Annotated in this window: 14 protein-coding genes, 15 tRNA genes and 1 pseudogene; 4 read left to right on the forward strand and 26 right to left on the reverse strand. The window is 38.6% G+C overall.

Translation table 11 applies throughout. From position 1 onward, the window contains the following. The 18 genes and pseudogenes from CZ487_RS21605 to CZ487_RS21690 form a co-directional block, all read right to left on the reverse strand. A pseudogene (locus CZ487_RS21605) lies at positions 1-265 on the reverse strand (tRNA (adenosine(37)-N6)-threonylcarbamoyltransferase complex transferase subunit TsaD); the annotation flags it as partial. Then, a complete protein-coding gene (gene rimI, locus CZ487_RS21610; RefSeq protein WP_077210604.1) occupies positions 262-711 on the reverse strand; it encodes a ribosomal protein S18-alanine N-acetyltransferase in 450 nt (149 codons plus the stop codon). The gene rimI and the pseudogene CZ487_RS21605, both read right to left, overlap by 4 nt. A gap of 11 nt (positions 712-722) precedes the next feature. Then, the gene (gene tsaB / locus CZ487_RS21615; protein ID WP_077210603.1) at positions 723-1424 is read right to left on the reverse strand and encodes a tRNA (adenosine(37)-N6)-threonylcarbamoyltransferase complex dimerization subunit type 1 TsaB; all 702 of its coding nucleotides are present in this window, start codon (positions 1422-1424) and stop codon (positions 723-725) included. Then, positions 1421-1876 carry a tRNA (adenosine(37)-N6)-threonylcarbamoyltransferase complex ATPase subunit type 1 TsaE gene (tsaE, locus tag CZ487_RS21620; protein ID WP_077210602.1) on the reverse strand — a complete coding sequence of 152 codons (456 nt, stop codon included), beginning with the start codon at positions 1874-1876 and terminating at the stop codon, positions 1421-1423. Before tsaE ends, tsaB begins: the two co-directional genes overlap by 4 nt. A 217-nt stretch (positions 1877-2093) precedes the next feature. Next, positions 2094-2170 (reverse strand) — tRNA-Asp (locus tag CZ487_RS21625). Between the two features lie 57 nt (positions 2171-2227). Further along, positions 2228-2301 (reverse strand) — tRNA-Met (locus tag CZ487_RS21630). Positions 2302-2462: 161 nt separating this feature from the next. Then, a tRNA-Ser gene (locus CZ487_RS21635) sits at positions 2463-2555 on the reverse strand. A 12-nt stretch (positions 2556-2567) separates the two neighbouring features. After that, positions 2568-2644 (reverse strand) — tRNA-Ile (locus CZ487_RS21640). 9 nt (positions 2645-2653) lie between these two features. Continuing rightward, positions 2654-2730 (reverse strand) — tRNA-Met (locus CZ487_RS21645). Between the two features lie 24 nt (positions 2731-2754). After that, a tRNA-Ala gene (locus tag CZ487_RS21650) sits at positions 2755-2830 on the reverse strand. A 16-nt stretch (positions 2831-2846) separates the two neighbouring features. Beyond that, positions 2847-2923, reverse strand: a tRNA-Pro gene (locus tag CZ487_RS21655). Between the two features lie 14 nt (positions 2924-2937). Then, positions 2938-3011 (reverse strand) — tRNA-Arg (locus CZ487_RS21660). 37 nt (positions 3012-3048) lie between these two features. Then, positions 3049-3137, reverse strand: a tRNA-Leu gene (locus CZ487_RS21665). Between the two features lie 5 nt (positions 3138-3142). After that, positions 3143-3217, reverse strand: a tRNA-Gly gene (locus CZ487_RS21670). 28 nt (positions 3218-3245) lie between these two features. Next, positions 3246-3330 (reverse strand) — tRNA-Leu (locus CZ487_RS21675). Between the two features lie 33 nt (positions 3331-3363). Beyond that, a tRNA-Lys gene (locus CZ487_RS21680) sits at positions 3364-3439 on the reverse strand. Positions 3440-3600: 161 nt separating this feature from the next. Continuing rightward, positions 3601-3676, reverse strand: a tRNA-Thr gene (locus CZ487_RS21685). Positions 3677-3686: 10 nt separating this feature from the next. Then, positions 3687-3762: transfer RNA gene (locus tag CZ487_RS21690), tRNA-Val, on the reverse strand. A 246-nt stretch (positions 3763-4008) separates the two neighbouring features. Between CZ487_RS21690 and CZ487_RS27315 the strand changes: the two genes are divergently transcribed. Beyond that, the gene (locus tag CZ487_RS27315; protein ID WP_202617865.1) at positions 4009-4182 is read left to right on the forward strand and encodes a hypothetical protein; all 174 of its coding nucleotides are present in this window, start codon (positions 4009-4011) and stop codon (positions 4180-4182) included. An 848-nt stretch (positions 4183-5030) separates the two neighbouring features. Here CZ487_RS27315 and CZ487_RS21695 read toward each other — a convergent pair. Both CZ487_RS21695 and CZ487_RS21700 read right to left on the reverse strand, forming a co-directional pair. Beyond that, on the reverse strand, positions 5031-5600 hold the full coding sequence (locus CZ487_RS21695; protein WP_077214338.1) for a GNAT family N-acetyltransferase: 570 nt from the start codon (positions 5598-5600) through the stop codon (positions 5031-5033). A gap of 50 nt (positions 5601-5650) precedes the next feature. Then, positions 5651-6568 carry a DMT family transporter gene (locus CZ487_RS21700; protein WP_077214339.1) on the reverse strand — a complete coding sequence of 306 codons (918 nt, stop codon included), beginning with the start codon at positions 6566-6568 and terminating at the stop codon, positions 5651-5653. 122 nt (positions 6569-6690) lie between these two features. Here CZ487_RS21700 and CZ487_RS21705 point away from each other — a divergent pair, with 122 nt between their 5' ends. Together CZ487_RS21705 and CZ487_RS21710 are read left to right on the forward strand one after the other, a co-directional pair. Further along, a complete protein-coding gene (locus tag CZ487_RS21705; RefSeq protein ID WP_419865759.1) occupies positions 6691-7374 on the forward strand; it encodes an MgtC/SapB family protein in 684 nt (227 codons plus the stop codon). Positions 7375-7619: 245 nt separating this feature from the next. Beyond that, entirely contained in the window at positions 7620-8858 is a 1239-nt protein-coding gene (locus tag CZ487_RS21710; RefSeq protein ID WP_077214340.1) for an EAL and HDOD domain-containing protein, read from the forward strand. A 60-nt stretch (positions 8859-8918) separates the two neighbouring features. On the opposite strand, the gene CZ487_RS21715 is transcribed toward CZ487_RS21710, so the two are convergent. Both CZ487_RS21715 and CZ487_RS28190 read right to left on the reverse strand, forming a co-directional pair. Beyond that, positions 8919-8991 (reverse strand) — tRNA-Ala (locus CZ487_RS21715). 110 nt (positions 8992-9101) lie between these two features. Continuing rightward, the gene (locus CZ487_RS28190; RefSeq protein ID WP_077214341.1) at positions 9102-10103 is read right to left on the reverse strand and encodes a methyl-accepting chemotaxis protein; all 1002 of its coding nucleotides are present in this window, start codon (positions 10101-10103) and stop codon (positions 9102-9104) included. A gap of 396 nt (positions 10104-10499) precedes the next feature. Here CZ487_RS28190 and CZ487_RS26380 point away from each other — a divergent pair, with 396 nt between their 5' ends. Further along, positions 10500-10649, forward strand: coding sequence for an FbpB family small basic protein (locus CZ487_RS26380; RefSeq protein ID WP_139339598.1), 150 nt, complete (start codon positions 10500-10502; stop codon positions 10647-10649). 75 nt (positions 10650-10724) lie between these two features. On the opposite strand, the gene CZ487_RS21725 is transcribed toward CZ487_RS26380, so the two are convergent. The 4 genes from CZ487_RS21725 to CZ487_RS21740 all read right to left on the reverse strand — a co-directional run bounded on the left by CZ487_RS21725 (position 10725) and on the right by CZ487_RS21740 (position 16044). Further along, positions 10725-11861 carry a glycerate kinase gene (locus CZ487_RS21725; protein WP_077214342.1) on the reverse strand — a complete coding sequence of 379 codons (1137 nt, stop codon included), beginning with the start codon at positions 11859-11861 and terminating at the stop codon, positions 10725-10727. Positions 11862-11873: 12 nt separating this feature from the next. Continuing rightward, entirely contained in the window at positions 11874-13142 is a 1269-nt protein-coding gene (locus tag CZ487_RS21730; RefSeq protein WP_077214343.1) for a GntP family permease, read from the reverse strand. Positions 13143-13262: 120 nt separating this feature from the next. Beyond that, positions 13263-14393 (reverse strand): sugar diacid recognition domain-containing protein, encoded by a 1131-nt coding sequence (locus tag CZ487_RS21735; RefSeq protein WP_077214344.1) that lies wholly within the window; start codon positions 14391-14393, stop codon positions 13263-13265. A gap of 115 nt (positions 14394-14508) precedes the next feature. After that, entirely contained in the window at positions 14509-16044 is a 1536-nt protein-coding gene (locus CZ487_RS21740) for a glycine betaine uptake BCCT transporter (RefSeq protein ID WP_077214345.1), read from the reverse strand. Between the last annotated feature and the right edge of the window lie 111 nt (positions 16045-16155).

Consider the following 16155-nt stretch of genomic DNA (forward strand, 5'->3'; position numbering starts at 1 on the left):
CCAATCCAGGTCCTTCTGTGACCGCGATAGCATCGATATCAGAAAAGTGGAGGTTTGCTTTTTCCATTGCTTCTTCAAGAACCACTGTCAACTGTTCTACATGGTGCCGGGAAGCAATTTCAGGGACAACTCCACCAAAGCGTTTATGACTTTCTATTTGTGAAGCAACAACATTCGCAACTATTTCACGGCCATTTTTTACAATAGCGACAGCTGTTTCATCACAGCTTGTTTCGATTCCCATAATATATTGATCTTTTTTCATAAATTCACCCACATTACTAAAGCATCTTCGTGATTATCTGTATAATAGCCTTTTCGTATTGCACCATCTTGAAACCCTAGCTTCCGATAAAGGGACTGAGCAATATAGTTAGTTACTCGAACTTCCAATGTCATTGATTTCGCTCCCTTTTCTCTTGCAACCTCGATCACTTTTCTCAATAAGGCTTCCCCTAGTTTTTTCCCTCTATACTGCGGAAGCAGGGCAATATTGGTTATATGCGCTTCATCTGCTATGAGCCACATTCCACAATACCCAAATACCTCTTTTTCTTCTTCAAATACGATATACACAGCAAACTGATTTTTCGTTAACTCATTTTCGAATGATTCTCTGCTCCAAGGAGTTGTAAAGGATTCATGCTCAACCTTTAATATTTGATCAATATCCTTTTCTTCCATGTATCTGAAAGTTAATTGTTTATTCATATTCTTTCTTCCTAGTCCTTTAATTTATTGGCCTCCAGCCATTTCGATTCCGCCTCTGCCAAACGAATATAATTCGGAACAAAGGAATGAATCTCTTCCCCTTCCATATCCGTTCCTAATAGCGCTAACTCCGCTGGACGTGGATTATGTTCCGTTATCTCTGCAAAAAGCGCCTGACTACCCAGAATATCAGTTAAAGTAGACTTATGTAATGGCAGATCATTCCCGACAAAAAGAATAGGCTCTGACGATTCTTTCAGTTGTGCTGCCCAATCCTTCGCTAAAAGAATTTGATCCTCTACACTTGTCGTAAATTTCGCATCCTCATAACGATATAGACCAGTATAAATTTGTCCTCTTCTTGCATCAAATAAAGGAGAGACACTTCCTTGGTAATAACGCCCTACTGATGAAGCTAAAATCGCTAAACTTGAAACTCCGACAAGAGGAATGTTTAAGGTCCATGCCAATGTCTTTGCAATGGTTACCCCTATTCTAACACCTGTATAAGATCCTGGTCCCTTTGCTACAACAATTTTTGTTAAATCCGCGGGCTTTAAATCACAATCCAGTAACAACCTTTCAATAGAGGGCATGACACGGATGGAATGATTCTTCTTTACGTTAGTGATATATTCCCCTATCACCTTTTCCCCGTCAATGACGGCAATCCCCAAAGCATAATTAGAAGTATCGATGGCTAAAATTTTCATGAAAATAACTCCTTACATAATTGCTCATACCTCGGACCCTTTGGTTGTAACACGATTTTTCTCGTATCATCCCCAGTATGTCTTAATTGAATGGTCAAAATCTCTTCCGGAAGCTGTTCTTCAATTAAATGAGCCCATTCAACAACGGTTACTCCACTGCCTTCGAAGTACTCATCAAACCCCAGATCTTCACTGGAATCACTCAAACGATACACGTCCATATGGTATAATGGCATCTTTCCGTTATACTCTTTAATAATAGTAAAAGTAGGACTATTAACAGTTCTTGTTATATCCAGGCCTAAGGCTAGTCCCTTAGTAAATGTAGTTTTTCCTGCACCTAAGTCTCCTTCTAATGCAATGACGTCACTCGGCTGTAAAAGTGCAGCAAGCCTTTTCGCAAAATCTAGTGTATCCTGTGTCTGAGTCGAAATAAACTCATATTCACTCATATCTTTATCACCTTTTATTCTTAGCATTTTATCTATATGGTTAATATCTCGTTCGCACACCTATTAAAAAACCTTAGGATGCGTGTCCTAAGGATTCATGATCACATATGTAGTTTACCTTAATTTTGTCAATTGAGCAAAAATGCCACTTTCCAAATTAAGGATTTAATGCATAAAAAAAACGAAACTTAGTTTCGTTGTTAATTTATTATTTAAATGGCGGTCCGGACGGGACTCGAACCCGCGACCTCCTGCGTGACAGGCAGGCATTCTAACCAACTGAACTACCGGACCAGAGATTTTTCGAGGTACGAGAAAATATCTTTCCTTCTCTTCCTTGAAAAAACTTGATTGCGGGGACAGGATTTGAACCTGCGACCTTCGGGTTATGAGCCCGACGAGCTACCAGACTGCTCCACCCCGCGATAATATTATTAACATAGTATTTCCTATGCTTATAGTGAACATAATGACTGTCCCGATCTCTAGAAGCTTACTCAAGCAGCAATTTCGATCGGTACAACTCGCAGTATTTCAATGAAGCATATGCTCGTTGCTCCACCCCGCGATAATATTATAATTTTAATGGCGGAGGAAGAGGGATTCGAACCCCCGCGCGGTTTAACCCGCCTGTCGGTTTTCAAGACCGATCCCTTCAGCCGGACTTGGGTATTCCTCCGCAAAATATAACTGGTGGACCTTGTAGGACTCGAACCTACGACCGGACGGTTATGAGCCGTCTGCTCTAACCAGCTGAGCTAAAGGTCCTAATTTAAATGGTAGCGGCGGAGGGGATCGAACCCCCGACCTTACGGGTATGAACCGTACGCTCTAGCCAGCTGAGCTACACCGCCATGAATTATTATAATGATATTTATTGGTGGAGCCTAGCGGGATCGAACCGCTGACCTCCTGCGTGCAAGGCAGGCGCTCTCCCAGCTGAGCTAAGGCCCCAATATATTCTACATAATGGTCGGGAAGACAGGATTCGAACCTGCGACCCCTTGGTCCCAAACCAAGTGCTCTACCAAGCTGAGCTACTTCCCGTATTACTTAAATAACGCGCCCGACAGGAGTCGAACCCATAACCTTCTGATCCGTAGTCAGACGCTCTATCCAATTGAGCTACGGGCGCATAGAAGGTAAGTATTTTACACTTTCAAGAAAAACAATGGTGCCGAGGACCGGAATCGAACCGGTACGGTAGTCACCTACCGCAGGATTTTAAGTCCTGTGCGTCTGCCAGTTCCGCCACCCCGGCTTACTTGGAGCGGAAGACGGGATTCGAACCCGCGACCCCCACCTTGGCAAGGTGGTGTTCTACCACTGAACTACTTCCGCAAATAATAAAGGTCAATACACAAAACTATGGTGCGGGTGAAGGGAGTCGAACCCCCACGCCTTGCGGCGCTAGATCCTAAGTCTAGTGCGTCTGCCAATTCCGCCACACCCGCATAATGAAAGCTATTTGCTATTGCAAAAAACTATGGTGAGCCATGAAGGACTCGAACCTTCGACCCTCTGATTAAAAGTCAGATGCTCTACCGACTGAGCTAATGGCTCATAAAAATAACCAATTACTACATTTGAAACAAATACATCAACGATGTTCCCATTATTTATTTCACGCTTAAGAACATGTTTCAAAGTCCTTAGGACTTTGTCGCAGATTTTAAAAGATGCCATTCGGAGAAGAAATGCTTCGATGTAGCATTTTTAAAATCTGGTGCCGGCCAGAGGACTTGAACCCCCAACCTACTGATTACAAGTCAGTTGCTCTACCAATTGAGCTAGGCCGGCATAATGTATATGGTGGAGGATGACGGGATCGAACCGCCGACCCCCTGCTTGTAAGGCAGGTGCTCTCCCAGCTGAGCTAATCCTCCATTTATATTAGCGACAAAATTTATTATACTATTTTTTATAGAATTTTCAAGAGAAATTTTAAAATTTCTTCTCTCAAAACTTGTCACATTATGGAACTAAAAAACGACTTAATTAATATATCACATATTGTGAAACATAGTCAACATCGCCTAAGTTCACAAATACTTCTAAACCTATAAGTCATAGATAAGAAAGCTTGTACATATATTTTAACTAAGATTATTCTTTATGAAAGGAATGAAATCATGTTAGAATCCGCAGCTTTATATCTATCATTTATCATGGCCGTTTATTTATTTGCTTTTTCCTTTTTTGAAGGAATAAAAATTGCTGATTCAGATGAAAAGGTGAATGGAGGGACATTTATTTTCTCCTTTACTTCTGCGTTTATCTTTTCTGGTTTAACATACATGCTTTAATCGCTATCTTAAGTAATGAAAAAAGAAATCTAGCCTAGATAAAAAGGGTTTCTTTTACTATAGTAACTAACACAATGGCATGCGAAGTTGTTTCGCATGCCATTCATTAAATAGGTCCAGAAATATGTAATAGAAATAGTAGCCTTATGCTGTTATTTTATAGAAACTATAAAAACTTTATTTTATATGGTCATCATTACTTGATGTGATACTTCTGCTTCTCTTCCTATCAGGTTTTAGTCTTCATTCACTTGATGAAAACCTTTTTCCTTCTGTTTCCTACCAGGTCTCGGTCTTCATTCTCTTGATGAAGACCGCTTTCCCTTCTCTTCCTACCTGGTTTCGGTCTTCATCCTCTTGATGAAGACCGCTTTCCCTTCTCTTCCTACCTGGTTTCAGTCTTCATTCTCTTGATGAAGACCGCTTTCCCTTCTCTTCCTACCTGGTTTCGGTCTTCATTCTCTTCATGAAGACCGCTTTCCCTTCTTTTCCTACCAGGATTCGGTCTTCATTCACTTAATGAAGACCGCTTTCCCTTCTCTTCCTACCTGGTTTCGGTCTTCATTCTCTTGATGAAAACCGCTTTCCTTCTCTTCCTACCAGGTTTCGGTCTTCATCCTCTTCATGAAGACCGCTTTCCCTTCTCTTCCTACCTGGTTTCGGTCTTCATTCACTTATTGAAGACCGCTTTCCTTCTCTTCCTACCTGGATTCGGTCTTCATTAACTTAATGAAGACCGCTTTCCCTTCTCGACTAACCGATCTTTGGTCTTCATCCACTTAATGAAAACCGCTTTCCCTTCTCGCCATACTAAGCTTTGCTTCAAATACGTTTTCATAACATTTTAGTCAAAATTGATTAAAAAACTCTTCTCTTAAAACTGCTGCAATGGCTGCATCAACAAATTTTCCCTTTTCTAAGAACCGTTTCTTTAAGATCCCTTCTATTTTGAAACCATTTTTTTCTAAAACCTTTTGCGAACCATGGTTTAGCGGTTCATAAAAAGCTTCTACACGATTTAGTTCAAGATTTGTAAAACCATACTCTACGACCCTTTGGATTACTTCCGTCATAATGCCCTTGTTCCAATAATCTGGATGAAGCTCATAACCGATTTCTGCTTTAAAATGTTCTAATTCCAGCGCATGAAAACCACAGCTGCCTATGATCCCTAAACGATCTTTCGGTTGTATCCCCCACCTAATTTGCTTTTTCGCCTTATATCGATATAAAAGACTGTGAATTAACTCAATCGCTTCCTGTTCCGAAGAAAATGTCTCCAGGTCATAAAATTTTGTGACCTCATTTTTTGAGAAATAATTAAAAATACTCTTCGCATCTGTAAGCTCAATTTTCCTTAGATAAAATCTTTCCGTCTCTAACACCGGAAAATCTTCAAACGCATCATCCCAGCCCATCTACTCGTTCCTCCCTATGGTCATAAAGATTAATGATAATGCCCACATCATCAATCATTGTTTAGCCCTAGCGATGCTTGCTTCTTCCTTTTTTCTTGCCTTTTTCCATCAATTAAAAAAATCGCTAATGATCCAATTATGATAGAACCACCCAAAACTTGAGTCCAGAGAATATTTTCACCCAGCAAATAATAAGCCAAAATCGCTGCTCCTACTGGTTCCAACAAAATTGCCATCGAAATAACTGACGTACTCACCCATTTAACTGACCAATTAAAAAGTGAATGTCCTAATAATGTTGGAACAATCGCCATAAGAATAAAGTATATCCAATCACTTGCCGGATAGGGAAATAAGGGTTCCTGAACAACAAGAACGTACACAAATAACGAAATGGCGCTAACGCTATACACGACAAAAGTGTAGGTGACAAGGGAGACTCTTTGCCGTACAGCTTGTCCAAACATCAAATAAGCAGTTATTAACGCACATGCCGCTAAAGCAAGAAAATCACCGAACAATGCAGTACCGCTTATTCGAAAATCACCCCAGCTGATGATCACACTTCCCATCACAGCAAAAATACCGCATATAACTGATTTTAAACTGAATTTTTCTTTAAAAATAACATATGTTCCAATGAAAGCGAAAAGCGGCTGCAGCGTAACTAAAACAGTCGAACTTGCAACAGATGTGTAATTAAGAGACTCAAACCAAAGAATAAAGTGGAACGCTAAAAACATCCCGGCAATACTCGAAAATACCCAATCTCGCTTCGTTATAAATTTTATTTCAGAAACATACCTTAAAATAAAAAACGGAAACATAATCATTACAGTAAAAAATAACCGGTAAAATGCGATAATCCCAGCTGGTGCTGAGGAGAGTTTTACCAATATCGCGGATGTGGAAACTGAAATAACACCTATCAACAAGACAACATACGGATTAAAAGTAGGTCTTTTCATAACAAACTCCTTAAGTCATAATGAAAATATCTATCCTATTTTACATTGTTATGCTTGCTTCTACTAACATATCGTTTCTTTATTATTCATAGAAAAGAGAGATTTTTATGATGCCCATTGGTATTGATGTGGAGATTTTAATGAAATTAGGAATCACTGCGTTTCTAGGACTTATTATTGGATTGGAAAGAGAATTAAAGAGAAAACCAGTTGGTCTAAAAACAAGCTTGGTCATTTCAATTGTCAGCTGTTTGCTGACCATTGTATCCATTGAATCTGCCTACATGTTTCCACATAACGATAATATCAATATCACCATGGATCCGCTTCGATTAGCAGCGCAAATTGTTTCAGGGATTGGATTTTTAGGTGCTGGCGTCATTTTACGAAGAGGAAATGACAGCATATCGGGATTAACTACCGCTGCATTAATTTGGGGAGCAGCAGGAGTAGGAATTGCTGTAGGTGCAGGATTTTATTGGGAAGCTGCGACAGGAGTTGCTCTTTTAATTATCAGTGTGGAGATTATTCCTATTATTATGGCATTAATTGGACCAAGACAATTACGTGAAAAAGAAATTAAACTTCAGCTTAACATCCAAAATAAGGAGAAAATTGTCGAGGTGATCACAGCCATGCGAGAAGAAAAGCTCTCCATCAAACATTTACGAATCAAGGATTTGGATAATGGCGACCATCTCGTCCAACTTAAAGTTACCGTGAACTATAAAAGACAGACTACAGATGTTTATTACACGATCTCAAAAATTAATGGAGTAAGAGGGGTAGAAATAGAAAGCTTATAACTAAACACTAAAATTTTCACACCAAAGTTAAGCGAGAGAAGGGATAAACTCAATCCCCTTCTCTCGCTTTATTTTTATGTTATGCAGCATACAACTCAAAAATTTCCATTTTCATTCATTTTGCTAAAATTCGACAATATCAGCGTTTTTCATATAGTAAAATCAAACTAGTACTATTGACACCTTAGAGGACCACTAGAAATCATTTTTTTGGTCAAAGTAGTAATTAGGGGGAATCGAAGAATATGAAAGGATTTGTTGGCAGACAACCAATCTTTAATAAAGATGAAGATATTTTCGCTTATGAACTTCTATATCGAAGCAATGATGAAAATATTTTTCCTAATATAGATGGAGATCAAGCGACAGCAGATGTGATCATTAACAGCTTTGTAAATATCGGAATCGAGGAGCTATCTAACGGCAAACCTTGCTTTATCAATTTTACAGAAAACTTGCTGCAGTTAAGAGTACCCACTTATTTTCAGCCAAATGATATTGTAGTAGAAATATTAGAAGATGTGCTTCCCGGTCCGGAAATTATTAAGATTTGTAAAGAATTAAAGCAGCTGGGGTACAAAATTGCTTTAGATGACTTTATCTATCATGACAATAATCCTTATTTTAGTGAATACCTGAAATATGCTGACATCATTAAAGTAGATGTCCTTAAAACACCACTTAAAATACGAGAAAAAATTGAATTTACGGCAAGAATGATGAATATAGAACTTCTCGCTGAGAAGGTTGAGACACGCAGTGATTACGAACTGTTAAAGAAAGAAGGATATGACTATTTTCAAGGATATTTTTTCTCAAAGCCTGTTATCGTTTCGACTCATGATATCCCAACCTACTTTCTATCTTATATAGATCTCATTAAAAACCTTTCCATGACCGAACCAAATGTAGATGTGATTACTGAATTAATTGAAAGAGATTTATCACTCTCTTATAAACTATTAAAACTCATTAACTCACCTGCTTTACGTCCGAGAAATAAAATAAGCTCAATTAGACAAGCAATTGTTTTATTAGGTTTCACTGAATTACAGAAATGGGTGTATGTTCTTTCTATACGTGGATCGCTAATCGGGAAAAGTGAAATGTCTGATGAGGTTATTCGCACGAGCCTAACTAGAGCAAGATTATGTGAATCTATCAGCCGCTTGAAGAAAAACCCTTCGTCAGAAGCTGGCTATTTCATGACTGGAATGTTTTCTTTAATGGATTCCATCATAGGTACACCGATGGACAAAATAGTAAACAGCCTGCCTCTTAAAGAGGAAATTTGTCAGGCCCTTATTGGACATGACAACCAGTACAAACAGGTACTAGACTTGGCAATTGCCGTTGAACAAGGAAAGTGGGAAATCATATCTGAAAGATGCAGGACTTTTATGATTGATGAGAGTGAACTATTCACAGAGTATTTTAATGCTCTTAATTGGTCCAATGAGTTAATTCTTTTAGAAAAACATTAAAAATAAAAAGAGCCAATCCTGACTACATCAAGATTGACTCTTAATCACACTATCAAGTTATGGAGAATAGGGGGCTCGAACCCCTGACCTCAACGCTGCCAGCGTTGCGCTCTCCCAGCTGAGCTAATCCCCCGTATCTATTATAAAAATTATTATACAATTGAAGCACGAGGTAAATCAAGTGAAAAATTTTAAAAAATACAGCCCAATCTATTCGACCTGAAAATAGATTGAGCAGGTATATTATTTCACAAGAGTGCTTGCAGCCCTGGATAAGGCTTGTTTATTTTGTTCATCGAGAACCGCCACTTGTTTACTAGTTTCCTCCAGCTTAATATCAACCTTTTTTGCTTCCTCAATATGTTGCTGTATTAGTTCATTAACTTCTTCAAAAAGCGACTTTGTGCTAGTGATTTCACTCATCACTTTCGTTGAATAGTCCGTTTGCTCCTCAATTTTCACGATTACATCACCAACCTCTGATTCCACTTGATGAATAACCGATGAAATAAACTCAATACTATTCGAAGTATTTTTGCTTAAGTCAATACCTTCCTTAATTAATCCTGCACTTGTCGTAGTCGATTGCATCGTATCTTTAATGTCTTTCTGAATATTCTTTGTAAGGATGCTTATATTGTTTGTACTATCCGCTGTATTTTCAGCCAGTTTTCGTACCTCTTCTGCAACAACCGCAAAGCCTTTTCCGTGTTCACCAGCTCTGGCAGCCTCAATGGAAGCATTTAACGCAAGAAGATTCGTCTGATCTGCAATCTCCTTAATTACCTTCACGATCATCTCAATTTCCTTTGATCTGTCGTTTAATTGATTCATTTTCTGGTAAGTTTCACCGAGCTTGTCTCCCAATTGGGTAATAAGCTGTTCCACCTTATTTACTAAATCTTTTCCTTCATCCGATTTAGTAACCATTTCCCCAGCAGACTGTAATAGATTGCCGCCCTTTTGTGAAAGCTCTCTGCTATTAACCACTGAAAGCTGACTAATATGATTCACTTGATCAAAATGCTCTTTTATTTTAGCCACCATGTCCCCCATTACATAATGCTGACGATTGACAAGCTCATGTTGTTTAATGGTTTCGCTGAGCTCATCGTTGAAGCTTTCCAGAAACACTTCGAAAAAGGATTCTTTTTCTTGACACTCCGAATAAATTTTATCAAATTTCTCCTGTAACTCCCTTTTTTCTTCTTCAATTAACAATAAACGCTTCTTTGTAATTAGCATATTTATTCCCCTATCAATTTGAAGATAAATCCTTCCTTTGATCCAATATAGTAATTAGTATAACAAGTTGAATACACTTGAAAATTGATTAATATCAATATTTTTCAATTACATAATCAGTTATAAATATTATATAGTACTTTTGGTATATAAGAACGAGCATCAGTTTATATATATTGAACATTTCGTGAATAGATGGATTTTTAAAACTTAATAATAAAATTCATAAATAATATTATTATCGGTAAAATATTTTCGTCGTTACTTTTGTTAAGAAACTTTGAATTTATGACAATTTTGTTAAAATTCCTTAATTTATTTGCCTATTTCTGAAAATTTTGATATGTTTAGTGTGTAGTATATTTCGACAAATTTTTTAGTAAAGGGATATGACATATGAGAAAACAAATCATTAATATGCAAGCGTTAATTAATAATAATAAGAAGGAAATTCTATCGAATAAGAAAGAAATGGCTAAGATTGAAAAAAGAATCGATGATAAGCATTATAAGCAATTAAAGATGACAACTAACCTTTCCAACTAAAGTTTCATCAAATTTCGACAAAAACGAAAGCGGCCTCTTCTTTAGAGAGCCGCTTTCTTCTTTTAAAAAATTATCTTAAATACTATTCATTTTTAAAACAGATGCTATATTGAAAGCTGTATTTTCCACATTTTCTTCTGCATTTTGAAGTGCATCTTCCAAGTCTGTAACACCAGGAACAACACTAAAAAGAGCATCAATGCCATGCTGATAAACAATGCTGCTGTCTCTTGACACATTGCCGGCTACTCCAATAACTGGCACACCAAACGTCTTTGCGGTTTTTGCAACACCGATTGGGGTCTTCCCATAAATCGTCTGACTATCAATTTTACCTTCTCCTGTAATCACTAAATCTGCATCTTTAACTAGTTGAAGAAGATTTGTTGCACTAATTACAATGTCCACTCCTCGCTTCAATTCAGCAGGTAAAAATGCCAGCAAACCTCCCCCAAGCCCGCCTGCAGCACCTGATCCAGGAACAATCATAATATCTCTACCTAAATCTCTTTTAATAATGCCAGCATAATGCTCAAGATTCTGATCTAGCTGCACGACCATTTCGGGAGTCGCTCCTTTCTGAGGCCCAAAGATGGCTGATGCTCCTTTCTCACCTGTCAGTGGGTTATCGACGTCACATGCGACTTCGATTTTAGTATCTTTTAAACGAGAATCGATGGAAGAGATATCAATAGAATGCAAATCTGCGAGTGAACCGCCGCCTTCTCCTATTTCCTTCCCTTCCTTATTCAAAAAGCGCACACCTAAAGCCTTGGCCATCCCTGCACCGCCGTCATTCGTTGCACTGCCGCCAATTCCGATAATAATATGATTAACCCCATAATCAAGACAAGCGGCAATCAACTCACCTGTCCCTCTCGTGGTTGTTTTTAATGGATTTCGTTTATCTTTAGGAACAAGGTGTAAACCTGATGCAGCAGCCATCTCAATAACCGCTGTTTTTCCATCACCGAGAAGCCCGAAAAAGGCGTTCACAGGCTCCCCAAGAGGACCTTTTACTATTTTATTAATAATTTTCCCATCTGTTGCGTCAACAAGTGACTGAACCGTTCCTTCACCGCCATCTGCCATCGGTACTTTAATGTACTCACTATCTGGGAACACTCTTTTAAATCCATTTTCAATCGAAACAGCCACTTCAAGTGCTGTTAAGCTTTCTTTAAATGAATCAGGTGCGATAACGATTTTCATGCCTGCGTCCTCCTACACAAATAATTTAAATACACCAAAAACCAAAGTAGAAATAATAGCAATGGTCAATCCAACTAACGATTCGTATGGGATTAACTTCAATCGTTCATTAATTTCCATATTGACACTTCCTCCAGTTGCATGGAAAAAGCTTCCGTGAGGCAAATGGTCTAAAACTGTAGCACCAGCATGAATCATAGCTGCACCTGCTAATGAGGCTACGCCCATTTCTAAAATCGTAGTGCTAAACACCTGACTTGCAACCGCTGTACCAGCAGTAGTAGATGCTGTTGCTGCAGACATGAAGATACCTGAGATTGGTGCAAGTGCAAATGCAGGAAGTCCAAGTGTATTCAAGCTATCAATTAAGACATCCTTCAAACCAGAGTTTGAAATAATTCCTGCTAGTGTACCTGTTCCAAGAAGCATGATCGCAACACCCGTCATTTTCCCAAGACCTGATACTGCATACTCATTAATTTTTCTGCCTCTCCCCATTATAATTGCTCCGACAATTCCTCCTGCCGGCAGGGCAACCATTGGATCAATATTAATATCAAACAACGGTCTTAATGCTAAAAGAATGATTGTCACTAATGGTGCTGCAATCGCAGGCAAAAACAATGGCAGCTTTTCCCCTTCACGACTTTCAATTTCATCTACTTTAACAAAAGTTCCTTTATTTACGAGCTTTTTCGCAATTAAATAAGTAACGATTAGTCCGAAAATACCTGGGATTATTCCAGCAGCCATAATCGATGTTAAAGGAACGTTAAATGCATCTGATGCCGCAATCGCATTAGGATTTGGTGACATGATGTTTCCCGCTTTTCCTCCACCGATCATAGCAAGCAGGATAGCCATTTTAGAAATTCCAGCTCTGCTTGCCAGAGCTAATGCAATTGGAGCGACCGTGATGACAGCCACATCGACAAATACCCCTACAGCCGTTAGGATCATCGTCGCAATTGCTAAAGCCAGCAACGCCTTCGTCTCACCAAGTTTTCTTACAATCGTTTCCGCAATGACAGCTGCAGCACCCGATTCGATTAGTACACCTGCCAAAATACCAGCAGCTAAAATCCTTAAAACAGCGGGGATAATACCTTTAGCTCCCTCCATCATTAAGGTTACCGTATTCGTTATATCAACTCCGCCTACTAGGCCGCCGATTAAAGCACCGGCTATCATACCATAGGCTGGAGACACCTTTTTCAAAATCAAAACAATCGCAATCACTAGTGCAACAAGAGCACCTAAAGCGCTTACTTGAATATCCATGCTGATTCCTCCCTTCAACTTATACACCCATTGTAAGCGGTATCAAACATGAATACATTGGCTAAATCATTAAAAATAAAACGAGGAATACAATTATTTTTGTGCAAATGCACAAAAGTGTTAGGATGAAGATTTTATTCGTCCCTTTGTGACCGACAAATAAAGATATATTAAATCCTTTACCCTCCTAGGGTCCTTTCCTGTTAATTCCACTATTTTGTCTAGACGATAGCGAAGTGTATTGCGATGTATGTATAATTTACTGGTAATGGCGTTGATATCTCCATTCTCTTCAAGATAAGCTAAAAGAGTTTGGATCAGCTCTCCTTTTTTGTCATGTTTTTGCAATTGTTCATAATAAGGTCCAATCCATTCTCCTAACCCTAGAGATTCTGCTTGAGCAAGGAATACCGGAAGCTTATAATCATCATAAAAATAAACCTTTTTGTCTGGATCAAGTCTAGAACCGACTTCCAACGTTAATTCCGCTTGTCTATAAGCTTTTGAAACACCTTCAACAGAAGGATAATATTGACCTGCGCTTATTCTGCATAAGATCCCTTTATCTTTTTTAAGAAAAGATGCCCATTGATCCATTTTTTTCAATAGAGCTCCATGATCCCATTTTTGATCCTTCAATGTAATTGTTTTCAGGATAATTACATGCCCTGACATCATAACAATTAAATCCTGTTCATCAAGCTTCACCTTCATGGCTTTATACAATTTCGGTCTATTTTCTGTAGTAAAAATAATAGGCACACGCGGAATAGTTAAATCAATTTTGAGCCGGTGAATTCTATCAAAATAAAGTGAATCCAGTTCTTCCTTCCCATTTAGAAGCTGGATGATCAACTCTTCCTTCAGTCTTTCATCCCATTGAATTTCTTCTGTTAGTTCTGCCTGCTGCAAGATCATTTCGGCCGCCATTTTCACCAGTTCTCCAAAACTTCGAATTTCATCAGGATGACCTGTTATTCCAATAACACCAATAATATTTCCTCTAAACTTAATCGGTAGATTTACCCCTTCTTTTACACCTTGGAGATTTTCTGAATCATCCCGATTAATCTCGTATTCACACTGTTTTTCAATCACCCTTAAGGCCCCTTCGTGAACGGAGTCTATCCTGCTTTGATCACCAGAACCAATAATGATTCCTTTGTCATTCATAACATTAATATTTCGGTTGATGATTTTCATCGTTCGATTCACAATTTCCTGGGCCAATGATTTATTTAAATAGATCATCCTAAATCTCCCCTTTTAATCTGATAACCATCTTTCACTATACACCAATTTTTGATGAGAGAAGATAAGCAAAAAGACATCTCACCTTTGTGGATGTCTTTTTGCGGGTAAAGCATTATGGTGTTTTGGGATTCTGTTTAGTACTTTTAGGTTTTTTCGGTTTAAGATACAAGCCAAGCTCTTTCTTTTCCCTCGTCAATGACTTATAGAGTGAAAGCATCATCAAAATCATAATAAAGGAAAATGGAAAAGCTGCGGCTATCAGTGCATTTTGTAAAGCTTGCAGCCCTCCGCTATATAAAAGAATTAAAGCTACGGTTGATTGAGCTATCCCCCATGTGAATTTAACACGGTTTGGAGGGGTAAGCGAACCATACGTAGTTTGCATCCCCAGTACGAATGTAGCTGAGTCCGCTGACGTAATAAAGAAAGTACTCACAAGTAAAATCGCAATAATTGATAAAATCGCAGACCACGGTAATTCACCAAAAACAGCGAACAATACTTCCTCTGTAGCAAATTGAGATAAATCGATATTCCCCGCCTTTTGAATTTCAATAGCTGAAGTTCCAAAGACTGAGAACCAGAAAAAGCTAACAAGCGCAGGAAGCAATAAAACACCAATGATAAATTCGCGAATTGTTCTTCCTCTTGAAACACGCGCAATGAAAATACCAACAAATGGAGACCAAGAAATCCACCACGCCCAATAGAAAATCGTCCATCCATTGATCCACTCCCGGTGATCTTCGTTGAGTGGAGCAATTCGGAAACTCATGCGAACAATATTCTGTATGTATCCGCCAATTGAATCAGTGAACATATCCAGAATGAGCACAGTAGGTCCGACGATGAAGAGTAACAAAAGCAAAGCAACTGCTAAAACCATATTTGCATTACTTAAAATCTTAATTCCCTTTCCTAAGCCAGTAGAAGCTGAAATCATAAAAAGAACCGTAACAACAGCGACAATGATAAATTGAACAAAGAAACTCACAGGAATCCCGAATAAGTACGATAATCCACCATTAATTTGAGCTGCACCAAATCCTAATGTTGTCGCAACACCAATAACAGTTGCAAACACCGCTAAAACATCGACAACCGTTCCCCATACTCCGTCCATACTTTTTCCTAAAACAGGTTTTAACGTGGCTGAAATCAATCCTGGTTCATCATGACGGAATTGAAAGTAGGCCAGCGCAAGCGCAACAATGGCATATATCCCCCAAGCATGTATCCCCCAATGGAAAAATGTGTAGCGCAAGGCTTCTTTGTATGCCTCATTTGTTCCTGGCTCCGCAAGAGGAGGTGCCATAAAGTGAGAAAGCGGTTCAGCTGCTCCCCAAAAAACTAATCCAATTCCCATACCTGCACTAAAGAGCATCGCAAACCAACTCATTCTAGTGAATTCAGGTTTCTCATCAGGTTTTCCCAGTCTAATGGCCCCAACAGGACTAAAAATTAGAAATAAGCAAAAAAGGACAATAATCGTAACTAAAATTAAATAATACCAACCAAAGGATGACGTTAAGAATGTCTGTATGTTTCCGGTTGCCTCTTCAAAACCTTCTGGAGCTGCCACCCCAAAAATAACTGAAGCAAGTACAAGTGCAACCGTTATCCAGAATACGTTCGAAATCTTTTTCATTGTACGTTCCTTTCCATAAAACTTAATAATTTTTTTGAACTGATAAATTTGTTTTTATTTAGCTCTGATTCATATGTCCCCCTTATTTTGTAAAAGAAAGGTGGAAATTAT

Source organism: Robertmurraya dakarensis (assembly GCF_900156875.1).
In the GTDB taxonomy this organism is placed as follows: Bacteria; Bacillota; Bacilli; order Bacillales; family Cytobacillaceae; genus Robertmurraya; species Robertmurraya dakarensis.